The sequence below is a fragment of the Aeromonas sp. ASNIH8 genome, assembly GCF_002919855.1.
GTDB lineage: Bacteria > Pseudomonadota > Gammaproteobacteria > Enterobacterales > Aeromonadaceae > Aeromonas > Aeromonas caviae.
Window position 1 is genome coordinate 1 of sequence record NZ_PQLN01000016.1, and the last position, 21,269, is coordinate 21,269.

35 protein-coding genes are annotated in these 21,269 nt (G+C 56.6%); 4 read left to right on the forward strand and 31 right to left on the reverse strand.

Translation table 11 applies throughout. The features are described 5' to 3' along the window. Window positions 1–298 (forward strand): hypothetical protein (locus C3418_RS06185; protein ID WP_219812685.1); only part of this gene is annotated, 298 nt, incomplete at its 5' end. On the opposite strand, the gene rplQ is transcribed toward C3418_RS06185, so the two are convergent. The 28 genes from rplQ to rpsJ form a co-directional block, all read right to left on the reverse strand. Further along, window positions 240–623 (reverse strand): 50S ribosomal protein L17, encoded by a 384-nt coding sequence (gene rplQ, locus C3418_RS06190; protein WP_005307999.1) that lies wholly within the window; start codon window positions 621–623, stop codon window positions 240–242. The genes C3418_RS06185 and rplQ overlap by 59 nt on opposite strands. Before the next feature lie 43 nt (window positions 624–666). Beyond that, complete coding sequence (locus tag C3418_RS06195; RefSeq protein ID WP_005307997.1) at window positions 667–1,656, reverse strand: DNA-directed RNA polymerase subunit alpha; 990 nt, start codon at window positions 1,654–1,656, stop codon at window positions 667–669. Window positions 1,657–1,681: 25 nt separating this feature from the next. Beyond that, window positions 1,682–2,302 carry a 30S ribosomal protein S4 gene (gene rpsD, locus C3418_RS06200; protein ID WP_010672568.1) on the reverse strand — a complete coding sequence of 207 codons (621 nt, stop codon included), beginning with the start codon at window positions 2,300–2,302 and terminating at the stop codon, window positions 1,682–1,684. Window positions 2,303–2,341: 39 nt separating this feature from the next. Then, on the reverse strand, window positions 2,342–2,731 hold the full coding sequence (gene rpsK / locus C3418_RS06205) for a 30S ribosomal protein S11 (protein WP_005319702.1): 390 nt from the start codon (window positions 2,729–2,731) through the stop codon (window positions 2,342–2,344). A 14-nt stretch (window positions 2,732–2,745) separates the two neighbouring features. Then, window positions 2,746–3,102: a 30S ribosomal protein S13 gene (gene rpsM, locus C3418_RS06210; protein ID WP_005307991.1), complete on the reverse strand. Its 357-nt coding sequence runs from the start codon at window positions 3,100–3,102 to the stop codon at window positions 2,746–2,748. A 139-nt stretch (window positions 3,103–3,241) separates the two neighbouring features. After that, on the reverse strand, window positions 3,242–3,355 hold the full coding sequence (gene rpmJ, locus C3418_RS06215; protein ID WP_005319705.1) for a 50S ribosomal protein L36: 114 nt from the start codon (window positions 3,353–3,355) through the stop codon (window positions 3,242–3,244). A gap of 27 nt (window positions 3,356–3,382) precedes the next feature. Further along, window positions 3,383–4,711 carry a preprotein translocase subunit SecY gene (gene secY, locus C3418_RS06220; RefSeq protein WP_010672567.1) on the reverse strand — a complete coding sequence of 443 codons (1,329 nt, stop codon included), beginning with the start codon at window positions 4,709–4,711 and terminating at the stop codon, window positions 3,383–3,385. A gap of 8 nt (window positions 4,712–4,719) precedes the next feature. Then, entirely contained in the window at window positions 4,720–5,157 is a 438-nt protein-coding gene (gene rplO / locus C3418_RS06225; protein ID WP_005307987.1) for a 50S ribosomal protein L15, read from the reverse strand. A gap of 2 nt (window positions 5,158–5,159) precedes the next feature. After that, window positions 5,160–5,339, reverse strand: a complete 180-nt coding sequence (gene rpmD / locus C3418_RS06230; RefSeq protein WP_005307985.1) for a 50S ribosomal protein L30 — start codon at window positions 5,337–5,339, stop codon at window positions 5,160–5,162. Between the two features lie 6 nt (window positions 5,340–5,345). Then, window positions 5,346–5,846 carry a 30S ribosomal protein S5 gene (gene rpsE / locus C3418_RS06235; RefSeq protein ID WP_005340605.1) on the reverse strand — a complete coding sequence of 167 codons (501 nt, stop codon included), beginning with the start codon at window positions 5,844–5,846 and terminating at the stop codon, window positions 5,346–5,348. A gap of 14 nt (window positions 5,847–5,860) precedes the next feature. Beyond that, window positions 5,861–6,214 (reverse strand): 50S ribosomal protein L18, encoded by a 354-nt coding sequence (gene rplR, locus C3418_RS06240; protein WP_010672566.1) that lies wholly within the window; start codon window positions 6,212–6,214, stop codon window positions 5,861–5,863. Window positions 6,215–6,223: 9 nt separating this feature from the next. Then, window positions 6,224–6,757 (reverse strand): 50S ribosomal protein L6, encoded by a 534-nt coding sequence (gene rplF / locus C3418_RS06245; RefSeq protein ID WP_010672565.1) that lies wholly within the window; start codon window positions 6,755–6,757, stop codon window positions 6,224–6,226. 13 nt (window positions 6,758–6,770) lie between these two features. Then, window positions 6,771–7,163: a 30S ribosomal protein S8 gene (rpsH, locus tag C3418_RS06250; protein WP_010672564.1), complete on the reverse strand. Its 393-nt coding sequence runs from the start codon at window positions 7,161–7,163 to the stop codon at window positions 6,771–6,773. A 19-nt stretch (window positions 7,164–7,182) separates the two neighbouring features. Beyond that, the gene (rpsN, locus tag C3418_RS06255) at window positions 7,183–7,488 is read right to left on the reverse strand and encodes a 30S ribosomal protein S14 (protein ID WP_005331161.1); all 306 of its coding nucleotides are present in this window, start codon (window positions 7,486–7,488) and stop codon (window positions 7,183–7,185) included. Between the two features lie 10 nt (window positions 7,489–7,498). Next, window positions 7,499–8,038, reverse strand: a complete 540-nt coding sequence (rplE, locus tag C3418_RS06260; RefSeq protein ID WP_005331162.1) for a 50S ribosomal protein L5 — start codon at window positions 8,036–8,038, stop codon at window positions 7,499–7,501. A gap of 13 nt (window positions 8,039–8,051) precedes the next feature. Next, complete coding sequence (gene rplX, locus C3418_RS06265) at window positions 8,052–8,369, reverse strand: 50S ribosomal protein L24 (protein WP_005307977.1); 318 nt, start codon at window positions 8,367–8,369, stop codon at window positions 8,052–8,054. Between the two features lie 11 nt (window positions 8,370–8,380). Then, a complete protein-coding gene (rplN, locus tag C3418_RS06270; RefSeq protein ID WP_005307975.1) occupies window positions 8,381–8,749 on the reverse strand; it encodes a 50S ribosomal protein L14 in 369 nt (122 codons plus the stop codon). Between the two features lie 148 nt (window positions 8,750–8,897). Continuing rightward, window positions 8,898–9,146, reverse strand: a complete 249-nt coding sequence (gene rpsQ, locus C3418_RS06275) for a 30S ribosomal protein S17 (RefSeq protein ID WP_005307966.1) — start codon at window positions 9,144–9,146, stop codon at window positions 8,898–8,900. Continuing rightward, the gene (gene rpmC / locus C3418_RS06280; protein ID WP_005307965.1) at window positions 9,146–9,337 is read right to left on the reverse strand and encodes a 50S ribosomal protein L29; all 192 of its coding nucleotides are present in this window, start codon (window positions 9,335–9,337) and stop codon (window positions 9,146–9,148) included. The genes rpsQ and rpmC overlap by 1 nt, the downstream gene beginning before the upstream one ends. After that, complete coding sequence (gene rplP, locus C3418_RS06285; protein ID WP_010672562.1) at window positions 9,337–9,750, reverse strand: 50S ribosomal protein L16; 414 nt, start codon at window positions 9,748–9,750, stop codon at window positions 9,337–9,339. The genes rpmC and rplP overlap by 1 nt, the downstream gene beginning before the upstream one ends. Before the next feature lie 13 nt (window positions 9,751–9,763). Further along, window positions 9,764–10,477: a 30S ribosomal protein S3 gene (rpsC, locus tag C3418_RS06290; protein ID WP_005331168.1), complete on the reverse strand. Its 714-nt coding sequence runs from the start codon at window positions 10,475–10,477 to the stop codon at window positions 9,764–9,766. A 3-nt stretch (window positions 10,478–10,480) separates the two neighbouring features. Then, window positions 10,481–10,825 carry a 50S ribosomal protein L22 gene (gene rplV, locus C3418_RS06295; RefSeq protein WP_010672561.1) on the reverse strand — a complete coding sequence of 115 codons (345 nt, stop codon included), beginning with the start codon at window positions 10,823–10,825 and terminating at the stop codon, window positions 10,481–10,483. Window positions 10,826–10,835: 10 nt separating this feature from the next. Beyond that, window positions 10,836–11,114: a 30S ribosomal protein S19 gene (gene rpsS / locus C3418_RS06300; RefSeq protein ID WP_005307960.1), complete on the reverse strand. Its 279-nt coding sequence runs from the start codon at window positions 11,112–11,114 to the stop codon at window positions 10,836–10,838. Between the two features lie 22 nt (window positions 11,115–11,136). Beyond that, complete coding sequence (rplB, locus tag C3418_RS06305) at window positions 11,137–11,958, reverse strand: 50S ribosomal protein L2 (protein WP_010672560.1); 822 nt, start codon at window positions 11,956–11,958, stop codon at window positions 11,137–11,139. A gap of 15 nt (window positions 11,959–11,973) precedes the next feature. Beyond that, on the reverse strand, window positions 11,974–12,276 hold the full coding sequence (gene rplW, locus C3418_RS06310; RefSeq protein WP_005307955.1) for a 50S ribosomal protein L23: 303 nt from the start codon (window positions 12,274–12,276) through the stop codon (window positions 11,974–11,976). Further along, the gene (gene rplD, locus C3418_RS06315; protein WP_005340616.1) at window positions 12,273–12,878 is read right to left on the reverse strand and encodes a 50S ribosomal protein L4; all 606 of its coding nucleotides are present in this window, start codon (window positions 12,876–12,878) and stop codon (window positions 12,273–12,275) included. Before rplD ends, rplW begins: the two co-directional genes overlap by 4 nt. A gap of 17 nt (window positions 12,879–12,895) precedes the next feature. Then, entirely contained in the window at window positions 12,896–13,528 is a 633-nt protein-coding gene (gene rplC / locus C3418_RS06320; RefSeq protein WP_010672559.1) for a 50S ribosomal protein L3, read from the reverse strand. 22 nt (window positions 13,529–13,550) lie between these two features. Further along, entirely contained in the window at window positions 13,551–13,862 is a 312-nt protein-coding gene (rpsJ, locus tag C3418_RS06325; protein WP_005307944.1) for a 30S ribosomal protein S10, read from the reverse strand. Window positions 13,863–14,217: 355 nt separating this feature from the next. Here rpsJ and C3418_RS06330 point away from each other — a divergent pair, with 355 nt between their 5' ends. Then, the gene (locus C3418_RS06330; protein ID WP_103858160.1) at window positions 14,218–15,132 is read left to right on the forward strand and encodes a DMT family transporter; all 915 of its coding nucleotides are present in this window, start codon (window positions 14,218–14,220) and stop codon (window positions 15,130–15,132) included. Between the two features lie 35 nt (window positions 15,133–15,167). On the opposite strand, the gene envZ is transcribed toward C3418_RS06330, so the two are convergent. After that, entirely contained in the window at window positions 15,168–16,478 is a 1,311-nt protein-coding gene (envZ, locus tag C3418_RS06335; RefSeq protein ID WP_010672557.1) for a two-component system sensor histidine kinase EnvZ, read from the reverse strand. Further along, on the reverse strand, window positions 16,475–17,194 hold the full coding sequence (gene ompR / locus C3418_RS06340; RefSeq protein ID WP_103858161.1) for a two-component system response regulator OmpR: 720 nt from the start codon (window positions 17,192–17,194) through the stop codon (window positions 16,475–16,477). Before ompR ends, envZ begins: the two co-directional genes overlap by 4 nt. Before the next feature lie 202 nt (window positions 17,195–17,396). Here ompR and greB point away from each other — a divergent pair, with 202 nt between their 5' ends. Together greB and C3418_RS06350 are read left to right on the forward strand one after the other, a co-directional pair. After that, on the forward strand, window positions 17,397–17,870 hold the full coding sequence (greB, locus tag C3418_RS06345) for a transcription elongation factor GreB (RefSeq protein ID WP_045522388.1): 474 nt from the start codon (window positions 17,397–17,399) through the stop codon (window positions 17,868–17,870). Between the two features lie 268 nt (window positions 17,871–18,138). After that, window positions 18,139–20,445 carry a Tex family protein gene (locus C3418_RS06350; protein ID WP_103858162.1) on the forward strand — a complete coding sequence of 769 codons (2,307 nt, stop codon included), beginning with the start codon at window positions 18,139–18,141 and terminating at the stop codon, window positions 20,443–20,445. A 58-nt stretch (window positions 20,446–20,503) separates the two neighbouring features. On the opposite strand, the gene C3418_RS06355 is transcribed toward C3418_RS06350, so the two are convergent. Further along, entirely contained in the window at window positions 20,504–21,268 is a 765-nt protein-coding gene (locus C3418_RS06355; protein ID WP_103858163.1) for a putative metalloprotease CJM1_0395 family protein, read from the reverse strand. Window position 21,269 lies beyond the last annotated feature (1 nt).

Consider the following 21,269-nt stretch of genomic DNA (forward strand, 5'->3'; position numbering starts at 1 on the left):
AGAGGCAGTAGAGGCAGTAGAGGCAGTAGAGGCAGTAGAGGCAGTAGAGGCAGTAGAGGCAGTAGAGGCAGTAGAGGCAGTAGAGGCAGTAGAGGCAGTAGAGGCAGTAGAGGCAGTAGAGGCAGTAGAGGCAGTAGAGGCAGTAGAGGCAGTAGAGGCAGTAGAGGCAGTAGAGGCAGTAGAGGCAGTATCAGAATCCACCAAAAGAAAAGCCGGGACAAGCCCGGCTTTTTCTTTTATCACTCAGCAGCTGCTTCAGCAGCGGCCGGGCGGTCTACCAGCTCAATGTAAGCCATAGGAGCGTTGTCACCAGCACGGAAACCGCATTTCAGAATGCGAGTATAACCGCCGGCGCGCTCCAGGTAGCGCGGGCCCAGTTCATTGAACAGCTTAGCCACGATCGCGTTATCGCGAGTACGGGCAAATGCCAGGCGACGATTAGCAACGCTATCAGTCTTGGCAAGGGTGATCAGCGGTTCAACTACACGACGCAGCTCTTTTGCCTTAGGCAGAGTCGTCTTGATGATCTCATGACGAACCAGGGAGCTGGCCATGTTGCGGAACATAGCCTGACGATGGCTGCTGTTCCGATTCAGTTGACGACCACTCAAACGATGGCGCATGACCTTATCCTTCTAACTAAATCTGTGAAACCCGTAATCTGGATTACTCGTCAGCGATGCTGGCGGGCGGCCAGTTCTCAAGGCGCATGCCAAGAGACAGACCACGGGAGGCCAACACGTCCTTGATCTCAGTCAGGGACTTCTTACCGAGGTTAGGAGTCTTAAGCAACTCAACTTCGGTACGCTGTACCAGATCACCAATATAGTGGATAGCTTCTGCCTTCAGACAGTTCGCTGAACGAACTGTCAGCTCCAAATCATCGACAGGACGCAGCAGAATCGGATCAAACTCGGGTTTCTCTTCTTTCTTCTCGGGCACGCTGACATCGCGCAGATCCACGAAAGCTTCCAGTTGCTCTGCCAGAATAGTGGCGGAACGACGGATGGCTTCTTCCGGATCCAGAGTACCATTGGTCTCCATGTCGATAACCAGCTTGTCCAAGTCGGTGCGCTGTTCCACACGTGCCGCCTCGACATTGTAGGCGATGCGAACGATGGGGCTGAACGCGGAGTCCAGCAGCAGGCGACCGATAGGACGCTCTTCATCATCGTTGTGAACACGAGCAGAAGCAGGCACATAACCACGACCGCGCTGAACTTTCAGGCGCATGCTGATCTCAGCATTTGCACCAGTCAGGTGGCAGATTACGTGCTCCGGGTTTACGATCTCGACTTCATCACCGTGAGTGATATCACCAGCGGTAACGGGGCCTGTTCCAGACTTGGTCAGGGACAGAGTTACCTCGTCCTTGCCTTCCAGCTTCACAGCGATACCTTTCAGGTTGAGCAGGATTTCAAGAATGTCTTCCTGTACACCTTCTTTGCTGCTGTACTCGTGCAGTACTCCGTCGATCTCGACTTCAGTAACCGCACAACCGGGCATAGATGACAGCAAAATACGACGCAGGGCATTGCCCAGCGTGTGGCCAAAGCCACGCTCAAGCGGCTCGAGAGTCACTTTCGCGTGAGTCGGGCTAACTTGCTCGATGTCAACTAGCCGCGGTTTAAGAAAATCTGTTACAGAACCCAGCATTGTGTCCTCTCTTTAGAAGCTAGCTTTACTTGGAGTAAAGCTCGACGATCAGCTGTTCGTTAATGTCGGCAGACAGGTCGGAACGCTCCGGCAGGCGCTTGAAGGCACCTTCCATCTTAGCAGCGTCAACCTCTACCCAAGTCGGCTTCTCGCGCTGACCAGCAACTTCCAGGGAAGCTTTGATACGCGCTTGCTTCTTAGCCTTCTCGCGAACGCAGATCACGTCCTCAGGGGATACCTGGAAAGAAGGAACATTCACAACGCGGCCGTTTACCATGATGGCTTTGTGGCTCACCAGCTGACGAGATTCAGCACGAGTGGCGCCGAAGCCCATGCGGTAGACGACGTTGTCCAGACGACCTTCCAGCAGCTGCAACAGGTTTTCACCGGTGTTACCCTTTTGACGGGCAGCGTCGCGGTAGTAGTTGCGGAACTGTTTTTCCAATACGCCGTAGATACGACGTACTTTTTGTTTCTCGCGCAGTTGCACACCGTAGTCGGACAGACGCGCTTTACGCGCACCGTGTTGACCAGGAACGGTGTCAATCTTGCACTTAGAATCAATCGCACGAACACCAGACTTCAGGAAGAGGTCGGTGCCCTCACGACGGCTAAGCTTAAGCTTAGGACCGATATATCTTGCCATCTTCTTTCTCCAACAATCCTAGACCAAGTAGCTACAGCGTTACACGCGGCGCTTCTTGGGAGGACGACAACCGTTGTGCGGGATCGGAGTCACATCAGTAATGTTAGTGATGCGGAAACCAGCCGCGTTCAGAGCGCGGATGGAAGACTCACGACCGGGACCCGGACCTTTGACCATGACTTCCAGGTTCTTCACGCCGTATTCTTTGGCGATCTCACCAGCACGCTCAGCAGCTACCTGGGCAGCAAACGGAGTGGACTTACGGGAACCACGGAAACCGGAACCACCAGAGGTAGCCCAAGACAGAGCATTGCCCTGACGGTCAGTAATGGTCACGATTGTGTTGTTGAAAGATGCATGAACGTGCGCAATACCGTCGCTCACTTGCTTTTTAACGCGCTTGCGAGCACGAGTCGGAGTTTTAGCCATTTTCTACCTTCCCGTTACTTCTTGATAGCCTTGCGCGGACCCTTACGGGTACGAGCGTTGGTCTTGGTACGTTGACCACGAACAGGCAGGCTACGACGGTGACGCAAACCACGGTAGCAACCCAGATCCATCAATCGCTTGATGTTCATGGAAATCTGACGACGCAGGTCACCTTCGACGGTGAATTTACCTACTTGTTCACGCAGACTCTCGATCTGAGCTTCGTCCAGGTCTTTAATTTTCACATTCTCAGCGATACCGGCTGCGGCACAGATGGCCTTGGAGCGGGTACGACCGACGCCATAAATAGCAGTCAACGCAATGACTGCATGTTTATGGTCAGGAATGTTAATGCCAGCGATACGGGCCACTATTCACTCCTACATATAGTAGATAACGACCACCACAAAGCCCGTGAGCGGATACGTGGCGGTCAACCAATACACAACAAAAGTTGGCTGGCTATATTAGCCAGCACAACTATTTGTTGCAAGTACTAACCGTAAAAAATTAGCCTTGGCGCTGTTTATGCTTTGGCTCGCTGCAAATCACACGCACCACACCGTGACGCTTGATGATTTTGCAGTTACGGCAGATTGCCTTAACGGAAGCACGAACTTTCATTGCTTAACTCCGTAACTACGCCGACCTTTAGCGGCCGTAGCCCTTCAGGTTGGCCTTCCTCAGGACGTCGCCATATTGATGAGACATCATATGGGTCTGAACCTGAGCCATGAAGTCCATGATAACTACCACGATAATCAGCAGCGAGGTGCCACCGAAGTAGAACTGTACGTTCCAGGCAGTCATCAGGAACTGGGGTACCAGACAGATAAAGGTAATATAGAGCGCACCTGCCAATGTCAGGCGAGTCATAACCTTATCGATGTAACGTGCTGTCTGCTCGCCCGGGCGGATCCCCGGGATAAAGGCTCCACTCTTCTTCAGGTTATCTGCTGTCTCGCGGGGGTTGAACACCAGCGCGGTATAGAAGAAGCAGAAGAAGATAATGGCTGCTGCATAGAGCATCTCGTACAAGGGCTGACCCGGCTGCAGGACCATAGAGACCTGTTGCAGAATGTCAGCGATCTTGCCCTCGCCCTGACCAAACCAGGAGGTAATGGTACCCGGGAAGAGGATGATGCTGGATGCGAAAATCGCAGGAATCACACCGGCCATATTCACTTTCAACGGCAGGTGTGTGCTTTGCGCAGCGAATACCTGGCGGCCTTGTTGACGCTTGGCATAGTTAACGACGATACGACGCTGACCACGCTCCACGAACACCACAAAGTAAGTCACAGCGAAAACAATCAAGCCCAGCAACAACAACAGCAGGATGTGCAATTCCCCTTGACGTGCCTGTTCGGCCGTAGCGCCAATGGCATGAGGCAGACCGGCGACGATACCTGTGAAGATAATCAACGAGATACCATTACCAATCCCACGCTCGGTAATCTGTTCACCCAACCACATCAAGAACATGGTACCGGTGACCAGACTCACAACGGCTGTGAAATAGAAGCCCAAACCCGGATGAGTCACGAGTCCTTGCATCATATTCGGCAGACCTGTTGCAATACCAATGGCCTGGAACGTTCCCAAAACCAGCGTGCCCCAACGGGTATATTGGCTAATCTTGCGACGGCCGGATTCACCTTCTTTCTTGAGTTCAGCAAGAGCAGGGTGAACCACAGTCAGCAGCTGGATAATAATCGACGCCGAAATGTACGGCATGATCCCCAGTGCAAGAATAGAAGCACGCGAGAGTGCACCACCACTGAACATGTTGAACATCTCAATGATGGTGCCCTTCTGTTGTTGGAACAACTCGGCCAGTACGGCGGCGTCAATACCAGGGATCGGCACATAAGAGCCTGCACGGAACACGATAATTGCCCCGAGAACGAAGAGCAGACGGCTCTTCAGTTCGCTCAGACCACCTTGTGCTTTAACATCCAATCCTGGTTTCTTAGCCATTGTACTGATTATTCCTCGATTTTACCGCCAGCGGCCTCGATGGCTGCACGTGCACCCTTGGTGACGGACAGACCACGAACGGTCACAGCACGGTCAATGTTGCCAGACAGAACAACTTTAGCGAACACGATGTTTTTGGTAATAACACCGGCTTGCTTCAGAGTGCTCACGTCGACCACATCACCTTCTACCAGGGCGATTTCGTTCAGGCGCACTTCGGCAGAAACCAAAGATTTGCGAGAGAAGAAACCGAACTTCGGCAGACGGATTTTCAAAGGCATCTGGCCGCCTTCGAAACCGTTGCGGACCTTGCCGCCACCGGAACGAGAGGTCTGACCTTTAACACCACGACCACCGGTCTTGCCCAGACCAGAACCGATACCACGGCCCGGACGGTGCTTGACGCGCTTGGAGCCAGCGGCCGGAGACAGAGTATTCAGACGCATGCTTAGCCCTCCACCTTAACCATGTAATAAACCTGGTTGATCATGCCGCGTACGCAGGGAGTATCTTCCAGCTCAACGGTGTGACCAATGCGACGCAGACCCAGACCACGCAGAGTCGCCTTGTGCTTTGGCAGACGGCCGATAGAGCTGCGAGTTTGAGTTACTTTTACAGTGTTAGCCATGTCGCATTACCCCAGAATTTCTTCAACGCGTAGACCACGCTTGGCCGCGATCTGTTCCGGTGATTGACCGTGAACCAGAGCGTCGACAGTTGCGCGAACAACGTTGATTGGGTTGGTGGAACCGTAGGTCTTGGCCAGCACGTTGTGGATACCAGCAACTTCCAGTACGGCACGCATGGCGCCGCCTGCAATGATACCAGTACCTTGGGAGGCCGGCTTCATGAACACGGTGGAACCAGAGTGAACGCCACGCACCGGGTGGTGCAGGGTGCCGTTGTTCAGCTCAACCTTGTTCAGGTTACGCTTAGCCTGTTCCATCGCCTTTTGAATGGCGGCCGGAACTTCACGGGCCTTACCGTAACCGTAACCTACACGGCCGTTACCATCACCCACCACGGTCAACGCGGTGAAGGACATGATACGACCACCTTTAACAGTTTTCGAAACACGGTTTACTGCAATGAGCTTTTCTTGCAGTTCGCCGGCTTGAGATTCGACTTTAGCCATCTTCGACTCCTAGCTTAGAACTGAAGACCAGCGTCACGAGCAGCGGCAGCCAGAGCGGCTACACGACCGTGATACTTGAAACCGGAACGATCGAAAGATACGTTCTGAACGCCTTTGGCAATAGCACGCTCAGCGATAGCCTTACCTACAGCGGTAGCAGCATCTGCGTTACCGGTGTATTTCAGAGCTTCACTGATGGCTTTCTCTACTGTGGAAGCAGAGGCCAGAACTTCGGAACCGTTGGCTGCAATAACCTGCGCATAGATATGACGCGGGGTACGGTGAACAACCAGACGGGTAGCTCCCAGTTCCTGCATCTTTTTCCGAGCACGAGTAGCACGACGGAGACGAGCTGCTTTCTTGTCCATAGTGTTACCTTACTTCTTCTTAGCTTCTTTAGTACGCACTTGCTCGTTGGCATAGCGTACACCCTTGCCCTTGTAGGGCTCCGGAGCGCGGTAAGCACGGATATCGGCGGCGACTTGGCCAACCAGCTGCTTGTCCACACCACGCAGAACGATCTCGGTGGCGGACGGACATTCAGCGGTGACACCAGCCGGCAGCGCATGCTCTACCGGGTGAGAGAAGCCCAGTGCCAGCGCAACAGCATTGCCCTTGATGGAGGCTTTGTAACCTACACCAACCAGCTGCAGCTTGCGCTCGAAGCCTTGGGTAACACCGACTACCATGTTGTTGACCAATGCACGGGCAGTACCGGCCTGAGCGTCAGCACCAGCGATGCCATCGCGCGGGGCGAACTTCAGTACATTGTCTTCTTTGGTCACTTCTACACCGGCGTGGATGGAACGAACCAGGGAACCCTTGCCACCTTTGATGGACAGTTCTTGGCCGTTCAGAGTCACCTCTACGCCAGCAGGAATAGTGACGGGTGCCTTAGCAACGCGAGACATTTCCGACCTCCTATTAAGCGACGTAGCAGATGATCTCACCACCCATGCTTGCCTTGCGGGCAGCACGGTCGGTCATCACACCTTTAGACGTGGACACGATAGCAACACCGAGACCGCCCATGACTTTCGGCAGATCAGTAGTGCGCTTGTAAATACGCAGGCCGGGACGGCTCACGCGTTGGATCAGTTCTACAACCGGCTTGCCCTGGAAATACTTCAGTTCGATTTCCAGTTCCGGTTTCACGTCACCAGCTACGTTGTAGCCAGCGATGTAACCTTCTTCTTTCAGCACTTTGGCGATAGCCACTTTCAGCTTGGAAGAAGGCATGGAAACCGCAACTTTGCTCGCCGCCTGACCGTTACGGATGCGGGTCAGCATATCCGCGATCGGATCTTGCATGCTCATAGTCTAACTCCCGAGATTCTTACCAAGAGGCCTTTTTGAGGCCCGGAATTTCGCCCTTCATGGCATGCTCACGCACCTTGATGCGAGAGAGGCCAAACTTCCGCAGGAAACCGTGCGGACGACCAGTGATGTTGCAACGGTTACGCTGGCGGGACGGACTGGAATCACGGGGCAGCTGTTGCAGTTGCAAGACAGCATCCCAACGCGCTTCTTCAGAAGCGTTCATATCAACGATGATAGCTTTCAGCTCGGTACGCTTGGTCGCGAACTTGGCTGCCAGCTTCGCACGCTTTGCTTCACGTGCTTTCATGGATGTTTTAGCCATAACCCTAACCTTACTTGCGGAATGGGAAGTTAAAGGCAGCCAGCAGAGCACGGCCTTCTTCGTCGGTATTCGCGGAAGTGGTGATGGTGATATCCAGACCACGGACGCGATCGACCTTGTCATAGTCGATTTCCGGGAAGATGATTTGCTCACGCACGCCCATGGAGTAGTTACCACGGCCATCGAACGCCTTGGCGTTCAGACCACGGAAGTCACGGATACGCGGTACGGAGATGCAAATCAGCCGTTCCAGGAACTCCCACATACGCTCGCCACGCAGGGTTACTTTACAACCTATCGGGTAGCCTTCACGAATCTTGAAGCCCGCAACAGATTTGCGTGCTTTGGTGATCAGCGGCTTCTGACCGGAAATGGCAGCCATATCGGCAGCAGCATTTTCCAGCAATTTCTTGTCAGAGATCGCTTCACCAACACCCATGTTCAGGGTGATTTTCTCGATCCGAGGGACTTGCATGATAGTCTTGTAACCGAACTGCTTGGACAGTTCATTTACTACATCGGATTTGTAGTAATCATGCAGTTTCGCCATCGTTAAACTCCAATTACTTCACAAGTTCGCCGGTGGATTTGAAGAAACGGACTTTCTTGCCGTCTTCAATCCGGAAACCAACGCGGTCAGCCTTGCCAGTGGCAGAGTTGAACAGCGCGACGTTAGATACATCGATGGGGGCTTCTTTGGTGACGATGCCGCCAGCCTGACCCAGTGCGGGTACCGGCTTTTGGTGTTTCTTCACCTGGTTGATGCCTTCCACGATTACCTTACCTTTTGCAATCAGGACTTGAGTGACTTTGCCACGCTTGCCCTTGTCTTTGCCGGTAAGAACAATTACTTCGTCTTCGCGACGGATTTTAGCTGCCATCGTTCGACTCCTTACAGTACTTCGGGTGCCAGGGACACAATCTTCATGAACTTCTCGTTACGGAGTTCACGGGTCACCGGGCCAAAAATACGAGTACCGATTGGCTGTTGGTTGTTGTTAAGCAACACAGCCGCATTGTTGTCGAAACGGATGACAGAGCCGTCCGGACGACGAACGCCTTTACGGGTGCGTACGACCACCGCGTTATACACATCACCTTTCTTCACTTTACCGCGAGGAATGGCTTCCTTGATGGAAACCTTGATGATGTCGCCGATGCCGGCATAACGGCGGTGCGAACCACCCAGAACCTTAATACACATTACACTGCGAGCGCCGGAGTTGTCGGCAACACCCAGCATACTTTGCATCTGGATCATCTTAGTGCTCCGCTTTGTTTACTTCTTATCCCTGATGGGATCTGGCTGCCTTCAAAAGGCGCGAAACTATAACACAGCTATTTTTGAAAAGGTAGCCTAAAAAACAAACGGCCCCGATGGGGGGCCGTTTGGGCTAAAAAGTACCGAATTAGGCCTTTTCTACGACAGCAACCAGGGTCCAGGACTTGGTCTTGGACAGCGGGCGGCACTCGCGGATTTCCACGAGATCGCCAGCCTTGCACTCGTTGTTCTCGTCATGCACGTGCAGCTTGGTAGTACGCTTGATGATCTTACCGTAGATCGGGTGCTTTACCTTGCGCTCGATAGCGACGGTGATGGACTTGTCCATCTTGTCGCTGATTACACGACCTTGCAGAGTACGGATCTTGTCAGTCATTACGCACCTGCCTTCTCAGTCAGTACAGTCTTGATACGTGCGACGTCACGACGCACTTGTTTCAGAGTGTGAGTCTGAGCCAGCTGGCCGGTGGAAGCTTGCATGCGCATGTTGAATTGCTCACGCAGCAGACCCAGCAGCTCCTGGTTCAGTTCTTCGACGCTCTTTTGACGCAGATCTTGGGCTTTCATCACATCACCGTCTTAATTACGAAAGTGGTCTGAACAGACAGCTTAGCTGCGGCCAGGGCAAACGCTTCACGCGCCAGAGCCTCAGGTACACCATCCATCTCGTACAGAACCTTGCCAGGCTGGATCGGGCAAACCCAGTATTCCACGTTACCCTTACCTTTACCCATACGAACTTCGAGGGGCTTTTCGGTGATGGGCTTGTCCGGGAACACACGGATCCAGATCTTGCCTTGACGCTTAACGTGACGGGTCATGGCACGACGGGCTGCTTCGATTTGACGAGCAGTCAGTTGACCACGAGATGTCGCCTTCAGGCCAAAGGTACCGAAGGATACTTCGTTACCGGCATTGGCCAGACCGCGGTTACGACCCTTGTGGGTCTTGCGGAATTTAGTACGCTTAGGTTGCAACATTTACCGAATCTCCTTACTTGGCAGCGCGGCGCTTGTTGTCACGCTTGGGCTTCGCAGGAGCCTGCTCTTGAGCAGCGGCAGCATTGACTGCAGCCAGACCGCCCAGAACTTCGCCCTTGAAGATCCAAACTTTAACGCCGATCACACCGTAAGTGGTGTGGGCTTCAGAAGTTGCGTAGTCGATGTCGGCGCGCAGGGTGTGCAGGGGCACACGACCTTCACGGTACCATTCGGTACGCGCGATTTCAGCGCCGCCCAGACGACCGGAAACTTCCACTTTGATGCCCTTGGCACCCAGGCGCATGGCGTTCTGTACGGCGCGCTTCATAGCACGACGGAACATTACGCGACGCTCCAGCTGGGAAGTGATGCTGTCGGCAACCAGTTTGCCATCCAGCTCCGGCTTGCGGACTTCGGAAATGTTGATCTGAGCAGGCACGCCAGCGATCGCGGCTACAGCTTTGCGCAGTTTTTCAACGTCTTCGCCTTTCTTGCCGATCACGACACCCGGACGAGCGGTGTGAATGGTCACACGGATGCTCTTGGCCGGACGCTCGATAGTGATCTTGGACAAGGAAGCGTTTTTCAGCTCCTTGGTCAGGAACTGGCGTACTTGGAAATCGCTGTACAGGTTGTCAGCGAAGTCTTTGGTGTTCGCGAACCAGGTAGAATTCCAAGGCTTGGTAATACCCAGGCGAATGCCATTAGGATGTACTTTCTGACCCATTGCTTATCTCCCAGCCTTAGCGTCGGATACCACTACAGTGATGTGAGCGGTACGCTTGAGGATACGATCCGCGCGACCTTTGGCACGCGGGCGGATGCGCTTCATGGAGGGACCTTCGTCTACCATGATGGTGGCAACACGCAGGGTGTCGATATCGGCACCTTCGTTGTGCTCAGCGTTGGCAATGGCAGATTCCAGCACTTTCTTCACCAGAACAGCAGCCTTTTTCGGGCTGAAGGTCAGGATGTTCAGAGCCTTGTCTACGGACAGACCACGTACTTGATCGGCTACCAGACGAGCTTTCTGGGCAGAAGTACGGGCATAACGGTGTTTAGCGATAGCTTCCATCATTTATCCCTTAGCGCTTCTTAGCCTTCTTATCAGCAGCATGGCCGCGATAAGTACGAGTCGGTGCGAATTCACCCAGTTTGTGACCGATCATTTCTTCGGTAACGAAAACCGGAACGTGCTGACGACCATTATGGACAGCGATGGTCAAACCGATCATGTTCGGGATGATCATTGAACGACGGGACCAGGTCTTAACCGGCTTTTTATCCCCGCTTTCCACCGCTTTCTCTACCTTCTTCAGCAAGTGCAGGTCGATAAATGGACCCTTCTTGAGAGAACGTGGCATGGTGATTCCTCTATGTTAACAATTACTTGTTACGACGACGTACGATGTACTTGTCGGTACGCTTGTTCTTACGGGTCTTGAAGCCCTTAGCCTTCTGGCCCCATGGGGACACAGGCTGCATGCCCTTGTTACGACCCTCACCACCACCGTGCGGGTGATCAACCGGGTTCATCGCCATACCGCGAACGGTCGGACGAATACCACGCCAGCGGTTAGCACCGGCTTTACCCAGTTGACGCAGCATGTGCTCGGAGTTACCCACTTCACCGATGGTAGCGCGGCACTCGGCCAGAACTTTACGTACTTCGCCGGAACGCAGACGCAGAGTTACATAGTTACCTTCACGAGCCAGGATCTGGATGAAAGTACCAGCGGAACGAGCCAGCTGGGCACCTTTACCAGGCTTCATCTCAACGGCGTGAACGGTAGAACCGACCGGGATGTTGCGCATCGGCAGGGTGTTACCTACCTTGATGGCAGCATCAGCACCAGAGGCGATTGCATCACCAGCTTTCAGGCCTTTCGGAGCCAGGATGTAACGACGCTCACCGTCTGCATACAGCACCAGGGCGATGTTTGCGGTACGGTTAGGATCGTATTCCAGACGCTCAACTTTGGCCGGAATGCCGTCTTTATCGCGCTTGAAGTCGATCAGACGGTAGTGTTGCTTGTGACCACCACCGATATGACGAGTGGTGATACGACCGTTGTTGTTACGGCCACCGGACTTGCTTTTGCTGTCCAGCAGAGCGGCGAAGGGCTTGCCCTTGTACAGCTCTTGGTTGACGATCTTGACGACGTGGCGGCGGCCCGGAGAAGTAGGCTTGCACTTAACGATTGCCATTTTTCAGAACTCCTCTTACTCGGCTGCGCCCATGAAGTCGATGTCCTGACCAGCTTTCAGGGTCACATAAGCCTTTTTCCAATCGGAACGACGGCCTACGCGTGCACCTGCGCGCTTGGTCTTACCCTTCATGTTCAGGGTACGGACGGTCTCAACTTCGACCTCGAACAGTTTCGCAACTGCAGCTTTGACTTCCGCCTTGGTGGCATCAACAGCAACTTTGAACACGATAGTGTTCTGCTTTTCTGCGACCATGGTGCTCTTTTCAGAGATGTGCGGAGCCTTCAGAACTTTCAGCAGACGCTCTTCACGGATCATGCCAGCATCTCCTCGATTTGCTTAACTGCGTCAGCAGTCATCAGAACCTTGTCGAAAGCGATCAGGCTGACCGGGTCGATACCGGCAACGTCACGCACGTCAACTTTGTACAGGTTACGAGCAGCCAGGAACAGGTTCTCATCGACTTCAGCAGTCACGATCAGAACGTCAGTCAGTTCCATTTCTTTCAGCTTGGCGATCAGTTCTTTGGTCTTCGGCGCTTCGATGCCGAACTTCTCAACAACGATCAGGCGCTCTTGACGTACCAGCTCGGACAGGATGCTACGGATAGCGCCGCGGTACATCTTCTTGTTTACTTTCTGGCTGTGATCTTGCGGCTTAGCAGCAAAGGTCACACCACCGGAACGCCAGATGGGCGAACGGATGGAGCCAGCACGGGCACGACCAGTACCCTTCTGACGCCACGGCTTTTTGCCGCCACCAGACACTTCAGAGCGAGTCAGCTGCGCACGAGTACCCTGACGGGCACCAGCGGCATATGCAACGACAACCTGGTGAACCAGAGCTTCGTTGAATTCGCGCCCGAAGGTAGTCTCGGAAACTTCAAGAGCGCTCTTGGCGTCTTTCATTACCAATTCCATTACTATCTCCTCAGACGTTACGCTTTGACGGCAGGTTTGACGATCACGTTGCCGTTGGTTGCACCCGGTACTGCGCCTTTGATGAGCAGCAGGTTGCGTTCAGCGTCAACACGAACCAGTTCCAGGTTCTGAGTCGTTACACGCTCAGCACCCATGTGACCAGCCATCTTCTTGCCCTTGAATACACGGCCCGGGGTCTGGTTTTGACCGATGGAGCCAGGTACACGGTGGGACAGGGAGTTACCGTGGGTCATATCCTGGGTACGGAAGTTCCAGCGCTTAACAGTACCGGCAAAACCTTTACCCTTGGATGTGCCGGTAACGTCTACCAGCTTAACGTCAGCGAGAAGATCTACTTTCAGCTCGCTACCAACAGTGAAAGTTTCACCGTTGTTCAGGCGGAATTCCCACAGACCGCGACCGGCTTCTACACCAGCTTTGGCGAAGTGGCCAGCTTCCGGCTTGGTTACGCGGCTGGCTTTCTTGGCGCCAGTGGTAACCTGAATAGCGTTGTAGCCGTCGGTTTCTACAGATTTGACCTGAGTTACACGGTTAGCTTCAACTTCGATAACAGTCACCGGGATAGAAACGCCATCTTCAGTGAAGATGCGAGTCATACCCACTTTGCGACCTACAAGACCGATTGTCATTGTTATCAACCTCTTTCCGTAATTAACCCAGGCTGATCTGGACGTCTACACCAGCTGCCAGATCCAGACGCATCAGAGCGTCTACGGTCTTGTCAGTCGGCTCAACGATGTCTACCAGACGCTTGTGAGTGCGGATCTCGTACTGATCACGCGCGTCTTTGTTGACGTGCGGGGAGATCAGAACGGTGAAACGCTCTTTGCGAGTCGGCAGCGGGATAGGACCGCGAACCTGCGCGCCAGTGCGCTTAGCAGTTTCAACGATTTCCGCAGTGGATTGATCGATCAGGCGATGATCAAAAGCCTTCAGGCGGATACGGATTCTTTGGTTCTGCATTGACAGAGCTCCAATAGATAAAAGAACATAAATCAACACCGCCCGACCGGGACTACTCCCGCCAGAGGTGTGATTTTTCACGTTTCCTCCCATATCGGGAGGACTGTATGGCTGGCAACTCGTAAACGGGAAGCTCAGCAAGCAGACATATCGTCTGGCTGCCTCATGGGCAAGCGGAGGGGATTATACGGATTTTTTCCACTCACGCAAGTGAAGGCGGACAGATTGTGCGCAATTTTATGTGACAGATGGATCTCGCCAACGGCTGGGCAAGCCCTTGCCTGGCAGGGGTAACGACAATGTTGCAAACAGGCTGATAGACTGCGCCCTCGCCCCTGTCTGCGGAACCCATCCCATGCTCAAGAATCAGAAGAAAGCCTACCAGTACGGGCTCTGTGCCGTCGCCCTCTGGTCCACGGTGGCCAGCGCCTTCAAGATCTCCCTCGCCTACTTTGAACCGGTACAGCTGCTGCTGGTCGCGGCCTGCACCTCGACCCTGACCCTGGGGTGCATCGTGGCCTGTCAGGGCAAACTGCCACTACTGCTCGACTACATCAAGCGTCGCCCCCTCTACTACCTCGCTCTCGGGGTCCTGAACCCCTTTCTCTATTACCTGCTGCTGTTCAAGGCATATGATCTGCTGCCCGCCCAGCAGGCGCAGACTCTCAACTACACCTGGGCCATCACCCTCAGCCTGCTGGCCGTTCCCTTCCTCGGTCAAAAGCTGCGCCGCCGCGATGGCGTCGCCATCGTGCTCGGCTATTTCGGCGCCCTGGTGATCGCCACCAGGGGGGACGTGCTCGGTCTGCAGTTCGACAGCCCCCTCGGCGTCACGCTGGCGCTGGTGTCGACCCTGATCTGGGCCGGTTACTGGATCCTCAACACCCGCAATCAGGGGGACCCCGTCGTCAGCCTGCTGCTCGGCTTCCTCATCAGCCTGCCCTTCATCATCGTGGCGACCTGGTTGCTCTCGGACTTTGCCATGACCGCCTGGCAGGGATGGGCTGGCGCCATCTATGTGGGGCTGTTCGAGATGGGTTTCGGTTTCGTGCTCTGGCTGATGGCCCTGCGCCACGCCACCAACACGGCCCCCATCAGCAACCTTATCTTCATCTCGCCGTTTGCCTCTCTGGTGCTGCTCAACCTGTTGATCGGCGAAACCATTCACCCGGCAACCCCCATCGGGCTGGTTCTCATCGTCGCCGCCCTGCTTATCCAGCAACTCAAATATGGCAAGCGCTACCGCAAGGTGAGCGACCCCCACCCCTGACAGACAAAGGGCGTATCCCTCGATACGCCCTGCTTTCAATCCATCCACTCCAGCGGCTGGTTCTTGGGTAGCCGGATCTCCACCTGCAAGCCCCCCAGTTCGGAGCGCCCCAGCCTGATGGTGCCGTGATGCTGGGAGACTATCTTGGCAACGATGGCCAGCCCCAGCCCACTCCCGCCACCGGTGCGCGCCACATTGCCCTGGGTGAAGGGCTTGAGCACCCGGGAGTAGTCCTCTTCTGCGATCCCCGGGCCATTGTCGGAGAGTCGCAGCCGCACCCAGTGGCCATCATCCCTGAGCTCGGCCTGCAACCGGGTCGCGCCATAGCGCAGGGAGTTGCCCGACAGATTGTTGAGGATACGGCGAATGCTGATGGGATGGCAGGCCACACGCACCGCCTCCTCCGGCAGGAGCAGCTCCACTTCCAGTCCCTGATCGGTCTGCATCAGCAACGCATCGTGAATGAGCTGGGTCAGGTCGACGGGCCGGGCATCGAGCCCCTCGTTCGGGCGAATGTAATCGATGAACTGATCAATGATGCCGTTCGACTCATCGATATCCGCATTGATGCTCTCCTTGAGGTACTCATCCCCCGAGGACATCATCTCGGTTGCGAGACGAATACGGGTGAGAGGGGTGCGCAAATCGTGGGATACCCCGGCCATCATCAGGTTGCGCTCCTCGATCAGCCCCTTGATGGAGCTCGACATGTGGTTGAAGGTGCGGGTCAGGCGGCGCACCTCCCGCGAGCCCTGCTCCCCCAGGGCATCGGGAAAGTTGCCGCGCGCCACCGCCACGGCCCCCGCTTCCAGATCCTCCAGCGGTCGCACCAGCTGACGGGCAAAACGCCAGGCTGCAAACAGGGTCACCACCAGCAAGACGCTCATATAGAGGATGAGCGGTTCGATGTCGTCATCTTCAATTTCAGTCAGGGGAATGCGCACCCACATCTGGCTGGCCTGGGGAGGCTGGATCCAGATGATATAGTGATCCTGGATTTCAACTCTGACCCTGGTATCCCCTTTCAATTCGCGGCTGATGCTCTGCTCCAGATAGGGGTAGGGCTTGGAATCATTCAGCCCGTGCTGCTCCGCCTCGCTCTGGGTATAGATGTCGCTGCCAGTGGTCACATAGACCAGCGCCTCGGCATCTTCACTGAGCGCCAGCTGGTTGTTGTCCACCGGGAAGATGAGTTTGACCTGGTTTGCCAGCAAGTGGCTGATCTGCTTGACGGTCGGCGCCAGCAGGTAGTTGTAGAAGGTAACGTAGGAGACGACTTGATAGACCACCAGCACGGCAGCCAGAAACCAGAGCATGCGGGAGAACATGCTGCCCACTTTCTTCATGCGTTCTCACCGTCCGGTACGAACACATACCCCAGACCCCAGACAGTCTGCAGATAGCGGGGCTGGGCCGGGTCCTGTTCCAGCAGGCGGCGCAGGCGGGAGACCTGCACATCAATGCTGCGCTCGGTGGCCGTGTACTCGCGACCACGGGCCAGGTTCATCAGCTTGTCACGGGAGAGCGGTTCGCGAGGATGACTCACCAGCACCTTGAGCACGGCGAACTCCCCGCTGGTCAGGGAAACCGGTTCGCCATCACGGCTCAGTTCACGGGTCGCCAGATTGAGTTGGTAGGCCCCGAAACTTACCATCTTCTCCGCCGCGGAAGGGGCGCCGGGCAGCTCCACGGTATGGCGGCGCAGCACGGCGCGGATCCGGGCCAGCAGCTCACGGGGGTTGAACGGCTTGGGCAGATAATCGTCGGCCCCCATCTCCAGGCCGACGATGCGATCCACTTCGTCCCCCTTGGCGGTGAGCATCAAGACAGGGATCTGGTTGCCGGCCTCGCGCAGGCGGCGGCAGATGGAGAGGCCGTCTTCCCCCGGCAGCATCAGATCAAGCACCATCAGGCTGAAGTTTTCACGCGTCAGCAGGCGATCGGCCTGCTCCCCGTTGGCGACACCTCGCACTACAAACCCCTGCTCGGTGAGGTAGCGCTCCAGCAAGGAACGCAGTTTTAGATCGTCGTCCACCACCAGGACCTTGTATTGCTGACTCATTGCCACCTCTCTTTTCTGTCTCCCCTCATACTAGAGCCGCCCCCTGCAACCACAAAGCATAAATATGTTACCGGTTATTGCCCTCATTCGGCCCCGGAGCCGGGAGGGATGGATGGCCAGCTCTGCTTTTTGCTCGACAGCGCGGCGACAATGACTAAGATCCCGAGCAACCGGATGCAATTGGCGAGGGAGTGATAACCCCATGAAAACCAAACTCATTACCCGTGAAGGCTACACCAGGCTCCGGCAGGAGCACGACATGCTCTGGCGGGAGGAGAGGCCCGATGTCACCAAAAAAGTGGCCTGGGCGGCGAGCCTGGGTGATCGCAGCGAGAATGCCGATTACCAGTACAACAAGAAACGCCTGCGGGAGATCGACCGCCGGGTTCGCTACCTGCGCAAGTGCCTGGAAGAGCTGACCATAGTCGACTACTCCCCCTCCCAGGAGGGCAAGGTCTTCTTCGGCGCCTGGGTCGAGGTAGAAAACGACGAGGGTGAGACCAAGCGCTTTCGCATCGTCGGCTATGACGAGATCTTCGGCCGCAAGGATTACATCTCCATCGACTCCCCCATGGCCCGTGCCCTGCTCAAGAAAGAGGTGGGCGATGAAGCCTTGGTGCAAACGCCAGTGGGTGACGCCTGCTGGTACGTCAATGAGATCAGCTATCCCAAATAAGCCAGGCCGACCCTGACTGCCAAATCGGCTGACAAGGCCAGGAGAGACCGAGCATGTCCGCCCACCGGGTATGAGAAACGTCATTTCTACCGGGGTGGCATCCCGCTGCCCGACCCCATATAGTGCTCACACCCGGCGCCTTGCGGCGCCAACCGGCCCGCGCGGCAGTGGCCTGGCAGGTATCTAAAGTATCGCCAGGACAGACCCCCTGCTCGGCGACATAGCCCCACGCTGGCCAGTTAGACAGGACCCGACCAAGAGACCCTCGATGCAAAGCCACGTAATAGAACATCAGATCGCCGGTGAGCTGAATGCCCGCCCGGAACAGGTGCAGGCAGCCGTTCGCCTGCTGGACGAAGGCGCGACCGTTCCCTTCATCGCCCGTTACCGCAAAGAGGTGACCGGCGGTCTGGACGACAGCCAGCTGCGTACCCTGGAGAGCCGCCTCGGCTACCTGCGTGAACTGGCGGATCGCCGCCAGGTGATCCTGCGCTCCATCGAAGAGCAGGGCAAACTGACCCCCGAACTGGCCCGCGAGCTGAACGAGGCCGACAGCAAGACCCGGCTGGAAGACCTCTACCTCCCCTACAAGCCCAAGCGGCGCACCAAGGGGCAGATGGCCATCGAGGCGGGGCTGGAGCCACTGGCGGATTTGCTGCTGGGTGACCCCATGAAGGATCCCGAACAGGAGGCGGTTCGCTTCCTCAATGCCGAGCAGGGGATCACCGACGGCAAGGCCGCCCTCGACAGTGCCCGCTACATCCTGATGGAGCGTTTCGCCGAGCAGGCCGATCTCCTTGAGAAGCTGCGGGACTACCTGTGGCAGAACGCCACCCTGCGTGCCCGCGTGGTGGCAGGCAAGGAGCAGGAAGGGGCCAAGTTCAAGGACTACTTCGAACACGACGAACCCCTGCACAAGGCCCCCTCCCACCGGGTGCTGGCCATGTTGCGCGGCCGCAACGAGGGGATCCTCAACCTGGCGCTGGTCACCGGCGAGGATGAGGGTACCAGCCCCTGCGAGGGTATCATCGCCCATCACCTCAGACTCAACCTGCAAAGTCGCCCGGCCGACAAGTGGCTGCAGGGGGTGGTGAGCTGGACCTGGAAGATCAAGCTCTCCCTGCAGATGGAAACCGAGCTGATCGGCCGCATCCGCGAGTCAGCAGAGGAGGAGGCGATCAAGGTGTTCGCCATGAACCTCAAGGATCTGCTGATGGCGGCACCGGCCGGCATGCGCTGCACCATGGGGCTGGATCCCGGCATCCGCACCGGGGTCAAGGTGGCGGTGGTGGATGCCACCGGCAAGCTGGTCGATCACGCGACCATCTATCCGTTCGAACCCAAGCGCCAGGTTGACCAGAGTCTCAAGACCCTGAGCGAGCTGTGCCAGAAGCACAAGGTCGAGCTCATCAGCATCGGCAACGGCACCGCCTCGCGGGAAACCGACCGCCTGGTGAGCGATCTGTTCGAGCGCTACCCGGCCGCCAAGGCACAGAAGATAGTAGTGAGTGAAGCGGGGGCATCGGTCTACTCCGCCTCCGAGCTCGCCTCCCAGGAATTCCCGGATCTCGACGTCTCCATTCGCGGCGCCGTCTCCATCGCCCGCCGGTTGCAGGATCCCCTGGCCGAGCTGGTCAAGATCGATCCCAAGAGCATCGGTGTGGGCCAGTACCAGCACGATGTCGGCCAGAGCCAGCTGGCCCGCCGCCTCGACGCGGTGGTCGAGGATTGCGTGAACGCGGTGGGGGTGGATGTGAATACCGCCTCGGTCGCCCTGCTCAACCGGGTTTCCGGCCTCTCCCAGACCCTGGCCCAGAACATCGTCGCCTACCGCGACGAGAACGGCGCCTTCCAGCATCGTCAGCAGCTGCTGAAAGTAAGCCGACTCGGGCCCAAGGCATTCGAGCAGTGCGCCGGCTTCCTGCGCATTCGGGGCGGCAGCAACCCGCTGGACGGCTCGGCGGTGCACCCGGAATCCTACCCGGTGGTGGAGCGGATCCTCGCCAAGCTGGAGCAGACCGTGGACAGCCTGCTCGGCAACAGCAGCCTGCTGCGCACCCTCAAGCCCACCGACTACACCGACGAGCAGTTCGGGGTGCCTACCGTCACCGACATCATCGGCGAACTGGACAAGCCTGGCCGCGACCCGCGTCCCGAGTTCAAGACCGCCACCTTCAAGGAAGGGGTGGAGAAAATCAGCGATCTGGTGCCCGAGATGGTGCTGGAGGGGGTGGTCACCAACGTCACCAACTTCGGCGCCTTCGTCGACATCGGCGTCCATCAGGACGGGCTGGTGCACATTTCTTCCCTCACCGATCGCTTCGTCAAGGATCCCCGCGAGGTGGTCAAGGCCGGTGACATCGTCCGGGTCAAGGTGCTGGAAGTCGACGTACCGCGCAAACGCATCAGTCTGACCATGCGTCTGGATGAAAAAGCCGGCCAGCCTGCACGCAAACCGGCCGAGCCGCGTCACACCGGCAACGCCCGACCGAAACAGGCGCCCCGTCAGAGCGCTCCGACCGAGGGTGCCATGGGCAACGCCTTCGCGGCTGCCCTGTCGAAACTGAAGAAATAAGCCCCCAGAATGCAAAAAAGCCCCGCAAGGGGCTTTTTCATGCCTGCACGGAGCGGGATCAAACGTCCTGACTCAGGCTATGCGGGGAGGCTGGCCTCACCGCTTGCTGATAGTGCCTGGCAATCACCTGGTTTCGATTGTCCATATAAGCACCGAGCGGGCCTGTGGTTTCCTGCCTGAGGGTCATCAGATCCTTGCGGGCCTGTGCCTCCTTGCCAGAGGCGGCACGGGCCACACTCATGTCTTGTGATGATGGTTCATCGGGAGCCAGTGCGGCGGCACGCACCTGCTGCATCTTGGCGATGGTCGCGGCGGGATCCCCGGGAATGGTCCCCATGTCGATGACCACCTCCCCCCCGGTGGCATAACGCTTGCCATCCGGCCCACGGGAAAACTGGTAGGCAGGGCTCCCCGCATGCTCGCCGCCGGCTGCCTGGTGAGCCTGCTCATGCTTGCGAACTTCGAGATCCCGTTCGACCAGCGCAGCCACCTGACGCTGCTGCTGCTTTTGCTGCTCCTGCTGTTCACCCTCCTGACGTTGTCGACGCTCCCCCTCCTCCCCCGTTGCCTCGACAAAACGGTGCGCCACCATCACGGGGCCGGTCTGGCCGTTCTCTTTCGTGGACGAGGATGGGGTGGCGGGATTGGCCTGGGCGGCCCGGGATCTCTCTTTCTGGGAACCGACACCGGACTCGGCGTTGGACGCTTCGCTCTGGCGGCTGGGGGGCACCAGTTCTGCACGGCGGTTGTCAGTCTGCGCCGATTCCGTCTGCGGCTGCAGTTGATTCGGAATGATGGTCGGCAGACTGACGTTGATGTTCATG